The organism is Micromonospora sp. RTBAU3-60 (genome assembly GCF_054963695.1).
Genome location: NZ_JBUEGB010000056.1, coordinates 1 through 13830 on the forward strand (window position 1 = coordinate 1; position 13830 = coordinate 13830).

Below are 13830 nucleotides of genomic sequence, written 5' to 3' on the forward strand. Positions count from 1 at the left end.
TATGGGGCATCCCCTACCTGCTCATCAAGGTCGCGGTGGTCGGCGGGGTGTCGGCGCCCGTGCTGGTCTTCGCGCGGACCGCGATCGGGGCCGCGCTGCTCCTGCCCTTGGTGTTGCGAGGCGGGCAGTTGTGGCAGGTCCGGCGATACTGGCGGCCGGCTCTCGCGTTCGCCTTCCTGGAGATTCTCGCACCCTGGTTGCTGCTGTCGGACGCCGAGCAGCGGCTGTCCAGCTCGACCACCGGGCTACTGATCGCCGCTGCGCCGATCCTCGGCGTGGCGCTGGTCCGGCTGACCGGCACCGAACGGCTCGACAGGGTCCGCTGGGCCGGGTTGACGCTCGGCCTGGTCGGCGTCGCCGCGCTGGTCGGGCCCGGCCTGGGCGGCGGGGATGCCAGGGCGATCATCGAGGTCGTGCTGACCGCAGTCTGCTACGCGCTCGCCCCGCTCGTCGCCGACCGCTATCTGCAGGACGTGCCCACCATGCCGCTGACCGTGGCCTGCCTCAGCTTCGCCGCTCTGGCCTACACCCCTGCCGCGATCTGGACGTGGCCGAGCGCCATGCCCAGCGCCGAGGTGCTGGCAGCGATCGCCGCGCTGGGGGTCGTCTGCACCGGGCTCGCCTTCGTGGCGTACCTGGAGCTCATCAAGGAGGCCGGCCCCTCGCGCGCCCTGCTGTTCATCTACGTCAACCCGGCGGTGGCGGTCGCTGCCGGGGCGCTGCTCCTCAACGAGCCGTTGACCCTCCTGATCGTCGCCTCCTTCGTGTTGATCATGGCTGGATGCGCCCTGGCCACCCGGGCCGACAATGCTGCACCTCCCCCGGAGCCCGCGGCCCGCCCCGCGCAGCTGAAGCCAGAACTCCGATCGTGAAGCCAGCTCAAACCCGCCGGACCTCAGGTGCCATCGGGGCCTTCTGGTTCCGCTGGGTGACGACCTGTGGTCCGACCGTCATGCCGCGCCACCAGGGCAACCTCGCGCGGACGCCGCCGGCCCGGCTGGAGGCCGGCGAAACGGATGACGTTCACAGACTGCCGCTCGCCAGTCTCTTGACGACTTCGGCTATCACGTCGTCCGGAAGGGAGAAGCACACGCGAACGTACGGACGCTCCGGCGAGTTCAGGTAGAACGCCTCGCCGGGCACCGTGCCGATGAGGGTTCTCTTCAGCAGGACCTCGGCCGCCTCCGCCCCGCTCGCCACTCCCATCTGTGAGCAGTCGACCAGCAGGTAGTAGGAGCCCTCAGGTTCGTTGGGCGACAATCCGGCGGCCGCGAAGCCTTCCGCCAGGGCACGGCGCTTGCCGTCGTACATGGCACGCAGGTCGCGGTAGTACTCGTCGCTCATCCTCAGCGCCCTCGCGCCGAATTCCTGCAACGGAGTCGGCGCGCATCCCACGAGCGCGTCGGCAGCCACCCTGACCGTACTCATCAGCTGCTCCGGACCGCAGACGTAACCCAGTCTCCACCCGGGAATGCTGAATGACTTCGACAGCGAAGAGATCGTCAGCGTCCGCTCGCCGAGATTGCCGACAGTCGCCGGGGCGACATGCGGGGCGGGACCGTAGTAGATATCCTCATACACCTCGTCGGTGATGACGAGCAGATCATGTTCTTCCGCGACAGCCGAGACGATCATCAGCTCCGCCTCGGTGAACCGTCGCCCGCTCGGATTGTTCGGCGTGCAGACGATCATTGCGCGCGTCTGGTCGGTGATAGCGGCCCGCAGCGCTTCCTCGGTGATCTCGAAGGTCGGCGCGACAAGTCTCACCGGTTCGGGGCGCAGGTTCAGCACCTTGAGCGCCGACAGATGGTAGCTGTAAAAGGGTTCGAAGATGAGTACACCGTCGCCCTCATCCAGCAGCGCCGTGAGCGTCGCCATGAGAGCGCCCGTCGCGCCGATCGTGGCCACGACCCCGGTCGCCGGCTCCACGCTGAGCCCGTTGTGCCTCTTGAGCCTGTCAGCGACGGCTTCACGAAAGTCGGCAAGGCCCTCGGCAGGGCTGTACGAGTGGTCGACCTGCCCGAAATCGCGGGCGCCTTCCGCAAGCAACGAAGCCGGTGGCGGCACCTGGCACAGTCCTTGCGCGAGATTGATGGCGTCGAGCTCCTGGCAACGCGCAGTCATAGCCCTGATCGAGGACTGCTGCATGCCCCGCATCCTCTTGCCGACCTTTGCCATAGTTGGTCTCCGAACTCTGGTAGCTGGCGCTATCGGTACAGCGGGGTGAACAGTTCAAAAGGCTTTGCGCGGGTGGTTGGCCTCTGCGCGGCGTCGCACACCTCCACCGGCGAATTCCGGGCTCCTGGCGCCTCGCGTCGGCCAGCGCCGCTCTCATGATCGCTACGCCAGGCCGGCGTTGTCTTCTCTCACGTTGCCCGGGTCGGACACCGCCTCGGGCCTGGCGCGCATGCCGAACACGACATCGTCGGACGGAGGGGCCGAGCCGGTCCCTGTCGTCGGCACGGCCGGTCGGGCCGGAGCGGTCAGGCCGATGTCCTGGGCAGAGCCGCCCGCTGCCGCAGCGGCTCCCACCAGGCACGATTGTCCCGATACCAGGCGTAGGTCTCGGCCAGCCCCTCGGCGAAGGTCAGCCGCGGCGTGTAGCCCAGCTCGGCGGAGATCTTCCCGTGGTCGAGCGAGTAGCGCCGGTCGTGGCCGAGACGGTCGGGAACCACCCGCACCCGGTCCCAGCCGGCGCCGCAGACCTCCAGCAGCCGCTCGGTGAGCTCCCGGTTGGTCAGCTCCTCGCCGCCACCGATGTGGTACACCTCGCCGGGGCGGCCGCCGGTCAGGACCAGGGCGACGCCCCGACAGTGGTCGTCGACGTGCAGCCAGTCGCGGACGTTGCCGCCATCGCCGTACAGCGGGACGGGCAGGCCGTCCAGCAGGTTCGTCAGGAACAGCGGGACGACCTTCTCCGGGAACTGGTACGGCCCATAGTTGTTGGAACACCGGGTGACCAGCACCGGCAACCCGTGGGTGTGGTGATAGGCCAGCGCCAGCAGATCCGAGCCGGCCTTCGCAGCCGAGTACGGCGACCGCGGAGCCAGCGGGAAGGACTCGTCCCACGACCCCTCGTCGATCGAGCCGTACACCTCGTCGGTGGACACGTGCACGAAGCGGCCGACCCCGTGGCGTACCGCCCGATCCAACAGCACCTGGGTGCCCAGGACGTTCGTGGTCACGAACGCGGCACCGCCGCTGATCGACCGGTCGACGTGAGTCTCGGCGGCGAAGTGCACCACCGCGTCGTGGCCGGGCAGCACGGTGTCGATAAGCTCGGCGTCGCCGATGTCGCCGTGCACGAATCGCAGTCGCGGATCGTCGGAGACGACGGCGAGATTGTTCCGGTTCCCGCAATAGGTCAGCTTGTCGATGACGGTTATCCCACCGCAGTCGACATGGGGGTACGCGCCCCGCAGAAGGGAGCGGACGAAGTGGGATCCGATGAAGCCGGCGCCGCCGGTGACCAGAATTCTCATCGACGCGGACGCTACCGAAGAATGGTGGCCAAGGCTTCTCCCAGCAAGCCTTGACGCCCTCGGACGCCGACCTCCGGATACCCAGAGACGCAGCCGCCGCGGAGGCCCCGCCACCCGCCAGCAGCGACGCACCTGCACCACCAGTAGTTGATCTCCGCAAACACGCTCTTACGTAGATTTGTCACTCGGTTACTGCACCAGCAGTACCTCGCACGCAACATCAACGGCTACCGGCGCCACAGCACCACAGGTGTGCCGTACCCTACCTCCTGACCGGCCGACTGCTGGCCCGCTGATCCAGCGTCATGCCAGCTCAGCGGTCCTTGGTGCCTCGAACCACGTGACCGGAGGATCGATGCTGGGATGACGGCAGGACGACCGATGCCCACACAGGACGACGTGCTCGGGTACTTCGACACGCTGTCGAACTGGGGACGGTGAGGCGACGACGACGAGCTCGGCACCCTGAACCACATCACCGACGACGTTCGGCTGGCGGCGGCGCGGGCCGTGCGCCACGGCAGGAGCGTGTCGTGCGCATGGGAGGTTGCCGTACCGGAAGACATGGAGCGGTCGACGACGACGTGCCCATGCGCCGCCGACATGCCGGGTGCCGAGAACATGCCGGTGCCCGCATTCCACGCCGACCGGCGCTGGGGCTTTTCGTCCGAGCGGCTCGGCATCACCTTCCACGGCAACACCCTCACCCACATCGACTCGCCGTGCCACATCTTCTGGGACGGCACGATGTACAACGGGCGGTCGCACTCGTTGGTCGACGCCGCAACGGGATCGGCGTGGGCGGCCGTCACGGCGGCGGCGAACGGGATCATCACGCGTGGTGTCCTGCTGGACGTCGCGAGGGTCCGCGATCTGCCGTGGTTGGAACCGGGGCAGGGTGTGTTTCCCGACGACCTCGAGGAGGCCGAGCGCCGCCAGGGTGTGCGGGTGCGATCCGGCGATGCGGTACTCCTGCGGACCGGCTATGGCCGCGTCCGACACGAGACCGGGGAGGCCAACGGTTTCACGCAGGCCGGCTGGCACGCGTCCTGCCTGCCGTGGCTGCATGAACGGGGGGTCGCGCTGATCGGCGCTGACACTCCCCAGGACGTTCAGCCGTCGGGGTACGAGGACGTGTTGATGCCGGTTCACGCCGTGAGCCTCGTCGCGATGGGTCTGTGGCTGCTCGACAACTGCGACCTGGAGGCGTGCGCGACGACGGCTGCCGAACTCGGCCAGTGGGACTTCCACCTCGCAGTCGCGCCGGTCCGCTTCGCCGGCACGTCCGGCAGCCCGGTCAACCCGATCGCCACATTCTGACCGCGGGACAGTGCCGGCACCCTTCATCGTCTGGGAGTCGATCAGCCCTGCGCCGGGCTGCGACTCGATCAGAGCCCACTGCTCGTCGCTGGTGTCCGAGGGGTACCGGCTGCTCGTCCCACCGCCCCAGCCGCGGCCGGTTTCACCGCTTGGTCGCGGCAATCACCTGGCTGTAGTAGCGGGTGAGGTGTCGATCGTAGTAGAGGAATTCATAGGGCACGCCCTCGTGCTGGCCAACCACCGACCACTCTTCGGTGGTCACCAACTCGTGAAGGTCGCTGACCCAGTTGGCCTCGTCGGTGTACTGGCTCTCGAAGGCCAGCGGGCTGGAGATCACGAGCAGGCCGCCCTGGCGGAGCAGCCGGGCAGCCGCCGACACGACCTGGCGTGGATCCGGCACCCGGTCGACGACGTTGAGCACGCTGACGAGGTCGAAGTAGCCGGCCGGCCGGGGCAGCCGTTCGGCCGGCACCGGGTAGACGGTGGCCTTGTCGTCCGGCTTCGGGAAGTCCGCGGGGTCCACCCGGCGGAAATCCGGCCGCTCGGAATCGCGCGGTGGCGTGGGCAGCCAGCCGTCGAACGGCTCGCCGCACAGCATGCGCCGCGCCCACACATTGAACATCTCGGCCGGTTCCGACAGCACGCGATCCTCGTCGCCGAAACCGCGTCGGGCCATCTCATACAGGAATCGTCCGGTGCCGCCGCCGACGTCGCATACCCGCGCCGGCGGTTCGGCGGACGGCCACCACTGCGCCACGAGGTCGGCCGTGGCGCGCGCGAAGCGCCCGGCGACCGGCGGCTCGGCTCGAGCGAGACGGGGGTCAGACTCGGCCTCGGGTAGGACGATGTCGCCCCAGTCGGTGTACAAGTAGCTGCCAAGGAAGGCCTGCGAGGCGTAGTTCTCCATGACCTTGGGCGAAACGGTCGACACGTCACTCTCCCTGCTCGGCCCGGCGGTTGTTCGGGCCAATGCTGCCCCACCGGACATCGGCGCGTCATCTCTTATGTTGCTTCATAACGGCACGATGTGATGTCCATCCACATTGCTTACTTGTCAGGTGTCGCTGACGTTGTATTTCGACAGTCACCGGCCGTTGGATCTACTGCCCGACCGGGGGTCCGCGACGGCGGCGGCGTGCGTGGCCGGCCTGTTCGCCGCCCTGGACACGGTCATCGGACAGGTCATCGCTCAGCTTGCACCGCGGCCACCGCACCAGGACTTCCTGCGCGCTCCTCGGCGACGATACCGCCCCTGAAGACACGCAGGAGCGCGACACCCAATCCCGCTCCGGCGGCAACGACCGCCATGGCGAAGAAAGCGGAAATGCCGAGCCCGGTGTAGGCAAGGGCGCCCAGCAAAGGCCCCACGACGAAACCGATGTCGGACACTAACCCAAATACGCCGAACGCCCGCCCGAGCAGATGCCGCGGCACGAGGTTCACCCCTTGCCGAGCCACCAGGTACAGCACTGGCTGAGCCGTCATGAACAACAACAGCCCGGCACACATCGCCACTACGCCGTCGAACAAGCCGACCGCGGCGAGACCGACCGCCTCGGCGCCGAAGGCGAACGCGGCAATCACCAACAACGGCCGGGACTCCACCAACTTGGCGCAGGTCATGGCGACGACCATGAACACCGCCAACCCGGCCGTATAAATCACCGACGTGTAGGCGACTCCGTTGCCCGTGACCTTGTCGAGGTGCAGGGGAACCACCGGTTCCAACGCCGCGAACAGCGCGTTGTTCACCAGATCGGCCACCGCGAAGATGGCTACCAGGAGGATCAGCGGGCGAACCGCCCCGATGGTCCACCGCTCTCCCGCAGCAGCCGACGGCGAAACCTCCATACGGTCGACACGCAAGCCGAGCAACAGCACTCCGCCGGCGGCGGTCACCACTGCGCCGGCCAGGAACACCCCGGTGAAGCCGAGCAACGGGTGCAGCAGACCGACCACGGCGGGACCGAGCACCATACCGGCTGTGCAGCAGCCACCGAACCAGCCCATCACGCGGGCTGTCCCGAAGCGCGAACTGGCTCCCAACGAGCTGGCCAGCTGGTAGAGCACTGGCATCGTGAGGCCCTCGGCCACGCCCCAGGCGAGCCTCCAGGCCAGCACCTGCCAGCCGGCGGCGGCGAAGGCCAGACCAAGAACGGCCGCGGCGGTCATGCTCATACCGAAGAAGCCGATCAGCTGCGGGCGCAGTGTGCGGTCGACCAGGATCCCGCCGATCGGCTGCGTCAGCGCCTTGGCCACGGCGAACCCGCTGAACGCCGCGGCCACCTCCAGCGCGGACATCTGGAACCGTCCGGTCAGCTCGGGCACCAGCGGAACCAGCATGGTGTACGCGATGTTCATCATCACCGCGGACAGCAGCAGCGCCGCGATCCCGGTGCGTTTGTCGGTGGTCACGGCCGCTGCGCTAGCCCCTCATATCCCGCCACGGTCAGCAGGCCTTCGTGCACGGCCGTCAGCCTCGGGCGGTAGATCTCGACGTCACCCGGGTCGGCCGCGTACCACAGACCCCAGAGGTGGATGCCACTGAAACCGTGCTGTTTCTTGAACGTGTCGTTGCCCCGGCCGAACTCGATGATGTCCCAGCCGCGGTCCACGCCTTGGGCGAGGAGCTCGTACAGCATGAACGGATACGGGCTGACCTCGCTGTACACGGTGGCGTCGGTGCCGGCTCCCCAGAGGTAGAGCCTGCGGTCGTGCTCGAGCGAAACGGACACACCGATTGTCCGGTCCTCCCATTCGGCCCGGATCAGGCTGGCGTACGGCGTGGACAGCACCGCCTCCAGGGTGGCGCGGTCGTACAGCGCCGGCCAGCCGTGCTTGACCGCCGAGCCGTTGGTCAGCTCGAGCACCCGGTCGATATGCGCCACCGCTGCGGGTCCCGTTTCCTCGACGAGTTTGACGCCTTTCTCGGTGGCTCGCCGCCAGCGTCGCCGCCAGTCGGTCCGTTTCCTCGTCTTGACCTCGCCCATCACCGGATCCGGTCCGCTGCCCGGATTCTTGTAGTAGGCGGTGTCCAGCCGGGCGAAGACGTCGGGCGGGCGGACGGCGGCCCACTGGCGGGCCGGCTCGGGTGGCAGGTTGAGTACCAGCACACCGGCCGCGCCAAGGTCTCGCGCCTGCTCCCGGGCTTCGTCGACCAGCGCGGCCACGGCGAGCGCGTCGCCGGCCAGATACGCCGGGCCGTAGACGGAGTAGATCGAGCCGATCGTGAGCACCGGCCGGTCCCAGACGACCCCGCTGGCGGTGTCGTTCTCAAGGCCCTGCCAGAACGGCGAGTACTCCAGTAGGTAGCGTGGGGCCCGGCCGGGATCGATGACACGCCGCCGCTCGATGGTCGCACGTGCCCATGCGTCAAGCCATTCCTCGGTGTCGAACACCGTCGGCCGGCAGGACTGCGCCTCAGAGAACGGCGTGACGGTCATGGAAGCTCCTCGCGTACCGCGGACATTCCTCTTCTGAAAGTAGGCCCGGATCATGCTCGCGGGCGAGGGTTGCTTCAAAGACCGCATTTTCCAAGATGGATGTCAGAACGCCCGCACGATCGAAGATGCTCACCATATCGGCCGGATGCGACGGTGGAGCCCATGACGCGCTCCATCGCCTGGCATGACGGCATGACGGGCGGGGACCACGGCATCGGCGGGTCGACGGGCTCCGTGACAGCACCGAGTTTCGGCGCCGGTGCTCCGCTCGGCGAGGTCCTGCCTGAGCAGGTGAAGGACCTGAGCTCGCAGTTCGACGGGTGCCTTTTCCAACTGCGTGCCGCGCGGCGCGAGATCGAGGAGTACGCGACCTACTGCGCGCGCAACGATCTGCTGGTGGACGAGCCGGTGCTCGCGCATCTGGTGGCCGCGACGCAGCAGGTCGGCATGCGAGTGGCCCGGCAGCAGCGGGCCCTGCTCGCCGCATCCACCACGGACGCGGCGGACCTGCTGGGCCCGAGCGAAGCGGTCCTGCGGTTCGGACTGGCCACGCTGGCCTATGTGCGGCATTCGCTCGACTGGTCCGCAAAGTCCTACGGGCAGTCGGCACAGGTGCAGTTCTTCGGCACCCAATCCGAGTCATGGCCGACGATCCACTACGACCGCAACGGCACGCATGCGTCAGTGATCAGGGTCGAGCGCCAACTGCTCGAGTTGCTCGACCTCCCGCCGGACAGATGCGGTATCGGGGTCACCTCGTCCGGCATGGCCGCGTACACCTGGATCGAGGCGTTTCTGCTGCGGGACCGGCTCCGCGCCGGCGACACGGTGCTACTGGCGCCGTACATCTACTACGAGACGGCGCAGCAACTCCACGCACTGCCTGAGGTGCGGGCCGAGCGGGCGAGCGGGTACGCCGTCGAGGAGATCATCGCCGATGTCGTCCGGCTTCGCCCGAAGGTCATCTTCGTCGACCCGCTGGCGAACAACGTGCGGCAGCGGATGCTTGACCTGCCCGAGCTCTTCCGGCGGCTACGCGAGGTGGTGACCGAACGCTGCACCGTGGTCGTGGACGGAACGATGACCGGCGCATCGCTGCAGCCGGCGCTGTTCGCCTCCGACGACCGGCTGGAGGTCATGTACTACGAGAGCTGCACCAAATACCTCCAGCTGGGCATGGACTTCGCGCTCGCCGGCCTGGTGGTGTTCCCGATCGAGCTGGCCGAGCGGATGGACATGCTGCGCCGCAACACCGGCCTGGTGCTCGCCCGGCACAACGCCGAACTGTTCCCGCGCTACCAGGTTTCGTTGCACCGCAGGAGAATGCGGCGGATCTGGGCCAACGCCGAACGGCTGGCCACGCTTCTGCATGCCGATCCTCGAGTCACCTCGGCCGGTGTGGTGCACCACCCGGTGCTGCCGCACCACCCGGACACGCGGCTGGCTGCCGGCCTGCCCTACGGCAGTGGCATCGTGACGTTTGTGTACCACGATCGCCCACGCAACGACTGGGACAACCTCGACGCGGTGGTCGACCAGATCCTGCTGCGGGCCAGGACGCGCGGCACCCAGGTGACCAAGGGCGTCAGCTTCGGCTACTCCGTCCCGCGGGTGTGGGCGCAGAGCGTCAGCACCACCGAGGAGGAGTACAAGTACGTGCCGGTCCCCGACGACGAGCCGCGGTTCCTCCGGCTCTATGTCGGGGACCGGATGCATCAGCTGGACGGACTCGCTAAGGCCATCGCCGAAGCCATCGCTGGATGACGGGAGTTAGCATGGGTGACCCCACTGACGGGCTGGACGGATGGGCGCTCCGGCCGGGCGACCACGGCTACGACGACGCACGCGCGGCCTGGAACGGGATGGTCGACCACCGGCCACGCATGATCATCAAATGTGCGAGCGTGAGTGACGTCGTGGCCGCGGTGCGCATCGCGCGCGAGGCCGGACTGGAGATCGGGGTGCGGTGCGGCGGACATGCCGCGCTCGGGCCTGCCGTGCCGGAAAACGGTCTGCTGATCGATCTCCGGCCGCTGCACGGTGTCCAGGTCGACCCGGCGCGTCGCACCGCCATAGTCAAGGGCGGCACCCTGCTCGGCGCGATGGACCGCGGCTCGCTGCCGAATGGCCTGGCGACCACGACCGGAAGCGTCTCGCACACCGGCGTCGGCGGGTTCACGCTCGGTGGCGGCATGGGCTGGCTGGCCAGGCAGTACGGACTCGCCTGCGACAACGTGCTGTCGTTCGAGGTGGTGACCGCGGCGGGGCAAGTGGTGCGGGCGAGCCGGACCGAGCACCCGGAGCTGTACTGGGGGCTGCGCGGCGGTGGCGGGAACTTCGGCGTGGTCACCGAGTTCGAGTTTCGACTGCACGAGGTCGATCCGCGGGCGCTGGTGGCGGAGCTGACCTTCCCACTCGATGCCGGTCTGGCGGTGCTCCGCGGCTGGCGGGACCTCAATGCCATGGCGCCGCGCCAGGCCACTTTCACCGCGTCGGTCTCCGGAGCGGAGGTCACCGTCGGATACGTCTGGGTCGGCGAGCCCGACCAGGGCAAGGGCCTGGTGCCGGAGCTACGCGGGCTCGGTCGGCCGGTGCGCGAGCGGGTGTTCGAACCGACCTATCGCGAGCTGCAGACCATGGACGACGAAGCGGATCGGCACGGGCTCCGCCAGTACTCCAAGGACCACTACCTGTCGGCGTTCCCGGACGCGGCGATCGAGGCGTTCCTGTCCAGAGGGTCGGAGAACGGGAGCGGTGCGGGACTGCCGGGTGGCTGGCTGGAGGCCTACGGCGGGGCGATTGCCGAGGTTCCGGACGAGGAAACCGCTTTCGGCCACCGGCAGACGCTTTTCGAGTTCGGCGTCCGCTCCTCGTGGACGGATCCTGCCGAGGACGCCGACCGGATCGCGGTGACAAAGCAGGTGGCGGCGGCGCTCGAACCGTTCGCCAGCGGCGTCTACGTCAACATGCTCAGTGATGACGGAACGGACGGCGTTCGCCGGGCCTACCCGCCGGCGAAGCTGGCCCGGCTGGCCGAGGTGAAGAGGGCCTACGACCCGGACAACGTGTTCCATCTGAACCAGAACATCAAGCCGGCGCCCTGAGCGCCGGGGCGTTCGGCGGCCGTCCGGGTGGTGTCGGTCGCTCTGGTCAGGCGGCGCCCGGTCAGGGCGCCGCCGAGACAACCGCTGGTCGCGTCATCGCCGGCATGGCGTGCCGCATCACCCGCGGCCGACCCGCACACCGTCAAGACCGCCGCACCTTCACCTGGAGGCGATCAACCCCATCTCGAACACGCACTCAGGCAGGAACCTGGCCGCCTTCGGAACGGGAGCCCTCCGGTGTCGTGGCCTCGGCTACCAGCGAGCCGGCGGTGGTCGTGTGCGAGCTGGCGAACAGCAGCGGATGGGCCGACCGGATGCCGTCCACCACGAGGTCGTAGGGGACGTCGTCGAACTCCCCCCGCATGCGAAGGAACTCCATGTGCTGCCGGCCGTGCTCGTCGAAGGGGTGGTACAGGCTGTCCGAGAGCCCGTCGAAATCCAGCGGTCTGATCCGGTAGAGCTTGCAGAGCAGCTTGTTGAACACCGGTGTGGCCTTGACCCATGCGCCGTTGAGGTGGACCGAGGTCAAGCTGTGAAAGCGGAAGACGTCGCCGCCGACGAGTTCCCGCAACCGGGGCGAGGCCAGGTGATTGCGTACGTCGCCGTAGACGATCCGGCTTGGCACGTTGACCGCGCGCAGCGCCGCCGCATACAGGATCGACTTGTGTACGCAGAACCCGAAGCCACGCTCGATCACCCCGCTGGCGGTGAGCCCGTGGCGGGACAGGTCGGCGCCGTAGACCTCGTAGCGGATGCCGTCGCGGACGGCGTAGTACAGGCGAACGGCCTTGTCGACATCCGTGCCGTCCGTGGCGTCGCCCAGCGCGTCCGCGACGAAGCGCCGCACCGCGGGCGACTCGTGATCCAGGAACTCGGTGGCCCGGATCAGCGCGGGATCGGTGCCGCTCATGCCTCACGCTCCCCTGTCGTGCTCCTCGCCGGGGCGGTCCGGCCCAGTCCCATGAGGGCCGCGATCCGCTGGCGCTGGATCTCGGAGGTGCCGGAGTAGATGGTTCCCGACACCGCGTTGCGCAGGTCCTTTTCCAGCCCGTACTCGGTGGTGTAGCCGTAGCCCCCGAAGACCTGCACGGCGGCGAGGGCGGAGCGCACGTTGCTCTCGCTGACGATCAGCTTGGTGATCGCCACGTCGGTCGCCACGTTCTCGCCGGCTGCCATCCGCTCGGCGGTGTCGTACAGCCACTTGCGGGAGGTCTCCAGGTCGATGCGCATGTCGACGAGTCGGTTCGACACGGACTGGTAGGAGCCGATGACCGCCCCGAACTGGGTCCGGGTGCGGGCGTATTCGACGCACCGCTCCAGGCGGTGCTGCATCTCGCCGAGCACGCCGGCGAAGCCGCAGAGGATCTCCCAGCGCATCACCGCGTCGAGCACCAGCAGCCCCGCGCCGACCGAGCCGACGACATGGTCCCGGGGCACCCGCACGCCGTCGAGGAACAGCTCGGACAGCGGCGAGGTGCGCAGCCCCATCTTCCCGACCGGGCTGCCGACCTGGAGGCCGGGGGAATCGCACCGCACCAGGAACGCCGTCACTGCGGCGGCGCTGCCGGGGCGGCCGGTCCGGGCGTAGACGACCACCAGGTCGGCGATGGGGCCGTTACTGACGAACGCCTTGCTGCCGTTGAGAATGAAGTGGTCGTCCTCGGCGACGGCCGTGGTGGCCATGTTGGTCACGTCGGAGCCGCCGGCTGGCTCGGTGATGGCGTGCGCGCCGATCATCGTGCCCGCCACGATCTGCGGCAGGTAGCGCTCCCGCAGGTTCGCGCCGCCGAAGCGGTGCAGCGGGACACCGGTGCTGACCAGGTGGGTGCAGGCGGAGAAGGTCAGGCCGGCGTCCCGGCAGGCGTAGCCCAGCCCCTCCAGGACGTACATGGTGGTCGGCAGGTCACGGCCGAGGCCGCCGTGGTCCTCGGGGAAGGGCAGACCGAACAGACCGACTTCCCGCAGTCGCTTCCAGCCGTCCCAGGAGAACTCCCCGCGGGCGTCGCGCTCCAGGTGGTCCGCGCCGATCGCCCGGCCGGCCTGCTCGGCCGCCTCGCGCAACGCCCGCTGCTCGTCGTTCCATCGCATGCCCTGGCCGCCTCAGTATTCCGAGAATTCGGCGGACTCCAGGTTGTGCCGTTCCGGACCGAGCAGTGGCGGGTTGAAGACGCTGATCAGCTCGAGGTCGGTCTTCGGTGCGGCGATGAGGAAGTGGGCGTCGTGCTCGTCGAGCGCGTACAGCACGCCCGGTCGCAGCTCCCAGGTCTGGGAGCCGTCGGCGGTCTGCACCCACCCGCGGCCGCCGATGCAGTAGCAGGCCTCCAGATGGCGGCGGTACGCCAGCCGCGACTTTGTCCCGGCACGCACGATGGTGTGGCAGACGGTGAAGCCCATGTTGTCGGCATCGAGAAGGAATCGGTAGCTGAGGCCATTGCCCCACTCCACCGCCTCGATCCGTTCCCTGGTACGAACGATCATCAG

General features: G+C 68.5%; 12 protein-coding genes. 4 read left to right on the forward strand and 8 right to left on the reverse strand.

Annotated features, from left to right (window positions below; all coding sequences use genetic code 11):
• A partial coding sequence (locus tag ACY34I_RS31565) for a DMT family transporter (RefSeq protein WP_462758829.1) occupies positions 1-872 on the forward strand: 872 nt, incomplete at its 5' end.
• Positions 873-1023: 151 nt separating this feature from the next.
• Here the strand turns inward: ACY34I_RS31565 and ACY34I_RS31570 are convergent.
• Together ACY34I_RS31570 and rfbB are read right to left on the reverse strand one after the other, a co-directional pair.
• The gene (locus tag ACY34I_RS31570) at positions 1024-2148 is read right to left on the reverse strand and encodes a pyridoxal phosphate-dependent aminotransferase (RefSeq protein ID WP_462758830.1); all 1125 of its coding nucleotides are present in this window, start codon (positions 2146-2148) and stop codon (positions 1024-1026) included.
• Between the two features lie 335 nt (positions 2149-2483).
• A complete protein-coding gene (gene rfbB, locus ACY34I_RS31575) occupies positions 2484-3482 on the reverse strand; it encodes a dTDP-glucose 4,6-dehydratase (RefSeq protein ID WP_462758831.1) in 999 nt (332 codons plus the stop codon).
• A 603-nt stretch (positions 3483-4085) separates the two neighbouring features.
• Here rfbB and ACY34I_RS31580 point away from each other — a divergent pair.
• Positions 4086-4802, forward strand: a complete 717-nt coding sequence (locus ACY34I_RS31580; protein WP_462758832.1) for a cyclase family protein — start codon at positions 4086-4088, stop codon at positions 4800-4802.
• Positions 4803-4944: 142 nt separating this feature from the next.
• Here ACY34I_RS31580 and ACY34I_RS31585 read toward each other — a convergent pair whose 3' ends face one another.
• The 3 genes from ACY34I_RS31585 to ACY34I_RS31595 form a co-directional block, all read right to left on the reverse strand.
• Positions 4945-5733, reverse strand: coding sequence for a methyltransferase domain-containing protein (locus tag ACY34I_RS31585; RefSeq protein ID WP_462758833.1), 789 nt, complete (start codon positions 5731-5733; stop codon positions 4945-4947).
• Positions 5734-5984: 251 nt separating this feature from the next.
• Positions 5985-7217, reverse strand: coding sequence for an MFS transporter (locus ACY34I_RS31590; protein WP_462758834.1), 1233 nt, complete (start codon positions 7215-7217; stop codon positions 5985-5987).
• Complete coding sequence (locus ACY34I_RS31595) at positions 7214-8245, reverse strand: GNAT family N-acetyltransferase (protein ID WP_462758835.1); 1032 nt, start codon at positions 8243-8245, stop codon at positions 7214-7216. The genes ACY34I_RS31590 and ACY34I_RS31595 overlap by 4 nt, the downstream gene beginning before the upstream one ends.
• Before the next feature lie 162 nt (positions 8246-8407).
• Between ACY34I_RS31595 and ACY34I_RS31600 the strand changes: the two genes are divergently transcribed.
• Together ACY34I_RS31600 and ACY34I_RS31605 are read left to right on the forward strand one after the other, a co-directional pair.
• Positions 8408-10009, forward strand: a complete 1602-nt coding sequence (locus ACY34I_RS31600) for a PLP-dependent transferase (protein WP_462758836.1) — start codon at positions 8408-8410, stop codon at positions 10007-10009.
• Between the two features lie 11 nt (positions 10010-10020).
• Complete coding sequence (locus tag ACY34I_RS31605; RefSeq protein WP_462758837.1) at positions 10021-11349, forward strand: FAD-binding oxidoreductase; 1329 nt, start codon at positions 10021-10023, stop codon at positions 11347-11349.
• 196 nt (positions 11350-11545) lie between these two features.
• Here the strand turns inward: ACY34I_RS31605 and ACY34I_RS31610 are convergent, their stop codons facing one another.
• The 3 genes from ACY34I_RS31610 to ACY34I_RS31620 are packed head-to-tail and all read right to left on the reverse strand — an operon-like array spanning position 11546 to position 13827.
• The gene (locus ACY34I_RS31610; protein ID WP_462758838.1) at positions 11546-12259 is read right to left on the reverse strand and encodes a transglutaminase-like domain-containing protein; all 714 of its coding nucleotides are present in this window, start codon (positions 12257-12259) and stop codon (positions 11546-11548) included.
• Entirely contained in the window at positions 12256-13437 is a 1182-nt protein-coding gene (locus tag ACY34I_RS31615; protein ID WP_462758839.1) for an acyl-CoA dehydrogenase family protein, read from the reverse strand. Before ACY34I_RS31615 ends, ACY34I_RS31610 begins: the two co-directional genes overlap by 4 nt.
• A gap of 12 nt (positions 13438-13449) precedes the next feature.
• Complete coding sequence (locus ACY34I_RS31620; RefSeq protein ID WP_462758840.1) at positions 13450-13827, reverse strand: ectoine synthase; 378 nt, start codon at positions 13825-13827, stop codon at positions 13450-13452.
• Positions 13828-13830 lie beyond the last annotated feature (3 nt).

What these genes read in the sequence shown, in the direction of transcription:
- ACY34I_RS31570 (WP_462758830.1), bottom strand. Translation starts at nt 2,148, where the DNA reads ATGCAGCAGTCCTCGATCAGGGCTATGACTGCGCGTTGCCAGGAGCTC.
- rfbB (WP_462758831.1), bottom strand. Translation starts at nt 3,482, where the DNA reads ATGAGAATTCTGGTCACCGGCGGCGCCGGCTTCATCGGATCCCACTTC.
- ACY34I_RS31580 (WP_462758832.1), top strand. Translation starts at nt 4,086, where the DNA reads ATGCCGGGTGCCGAGAACATGCCGGTGCCCGCATTCCACGCCGACCGG.
- ACY34I_RS31595 (WP_462758835.1), bottom strand. Translation starts at nt 8,245, where the DNA reads ATGACCGTCACGCCGTTCTCTGAGGCGCAGTCCTGCCGGCCGACGGTG.
- ACY34I_RS31600 (WP_462758836.1), top strand. Translation starts at nt 8,408, where the DNA reads ATGACGCGCTCCATCGCCTGGCATGACGGCATGACGGGCGGGGACCAC.
- ACY34I_RS31605 (WP_462758837.1), top strand. Translation starts at nt 10,021, where the DNA reads ATGGGTGACCCCACTGACGGGCTGGACGGATGGGCGCTCCGGCCGGGC.
- ACY34I_RS31610 (WP_462758838.1), bottom strand. Translation starts at nt 12,259, where the DNA reads ATGAGCGGCACCGATCCCGCGCTGATCCGGGCCACCGAGTTCCTGGAT.
- ACY34I_RS31615 (WP_462758839.1), bottom strand. Translation starts at nt 13,437, where the DNA reads ATGCGATGGAACGACGAGCAGCGGGCGTTGCGCGAGGCGGCCGAGCAG.
- ACY34I_RS31620 (WP_462758840.1), bottom strand. Translation starts at nt 13,827, where the DNA reads ATGATCGTTCGTACCAGGGAACGGATCGAGGCGGTGGAGTGGGGCAAT.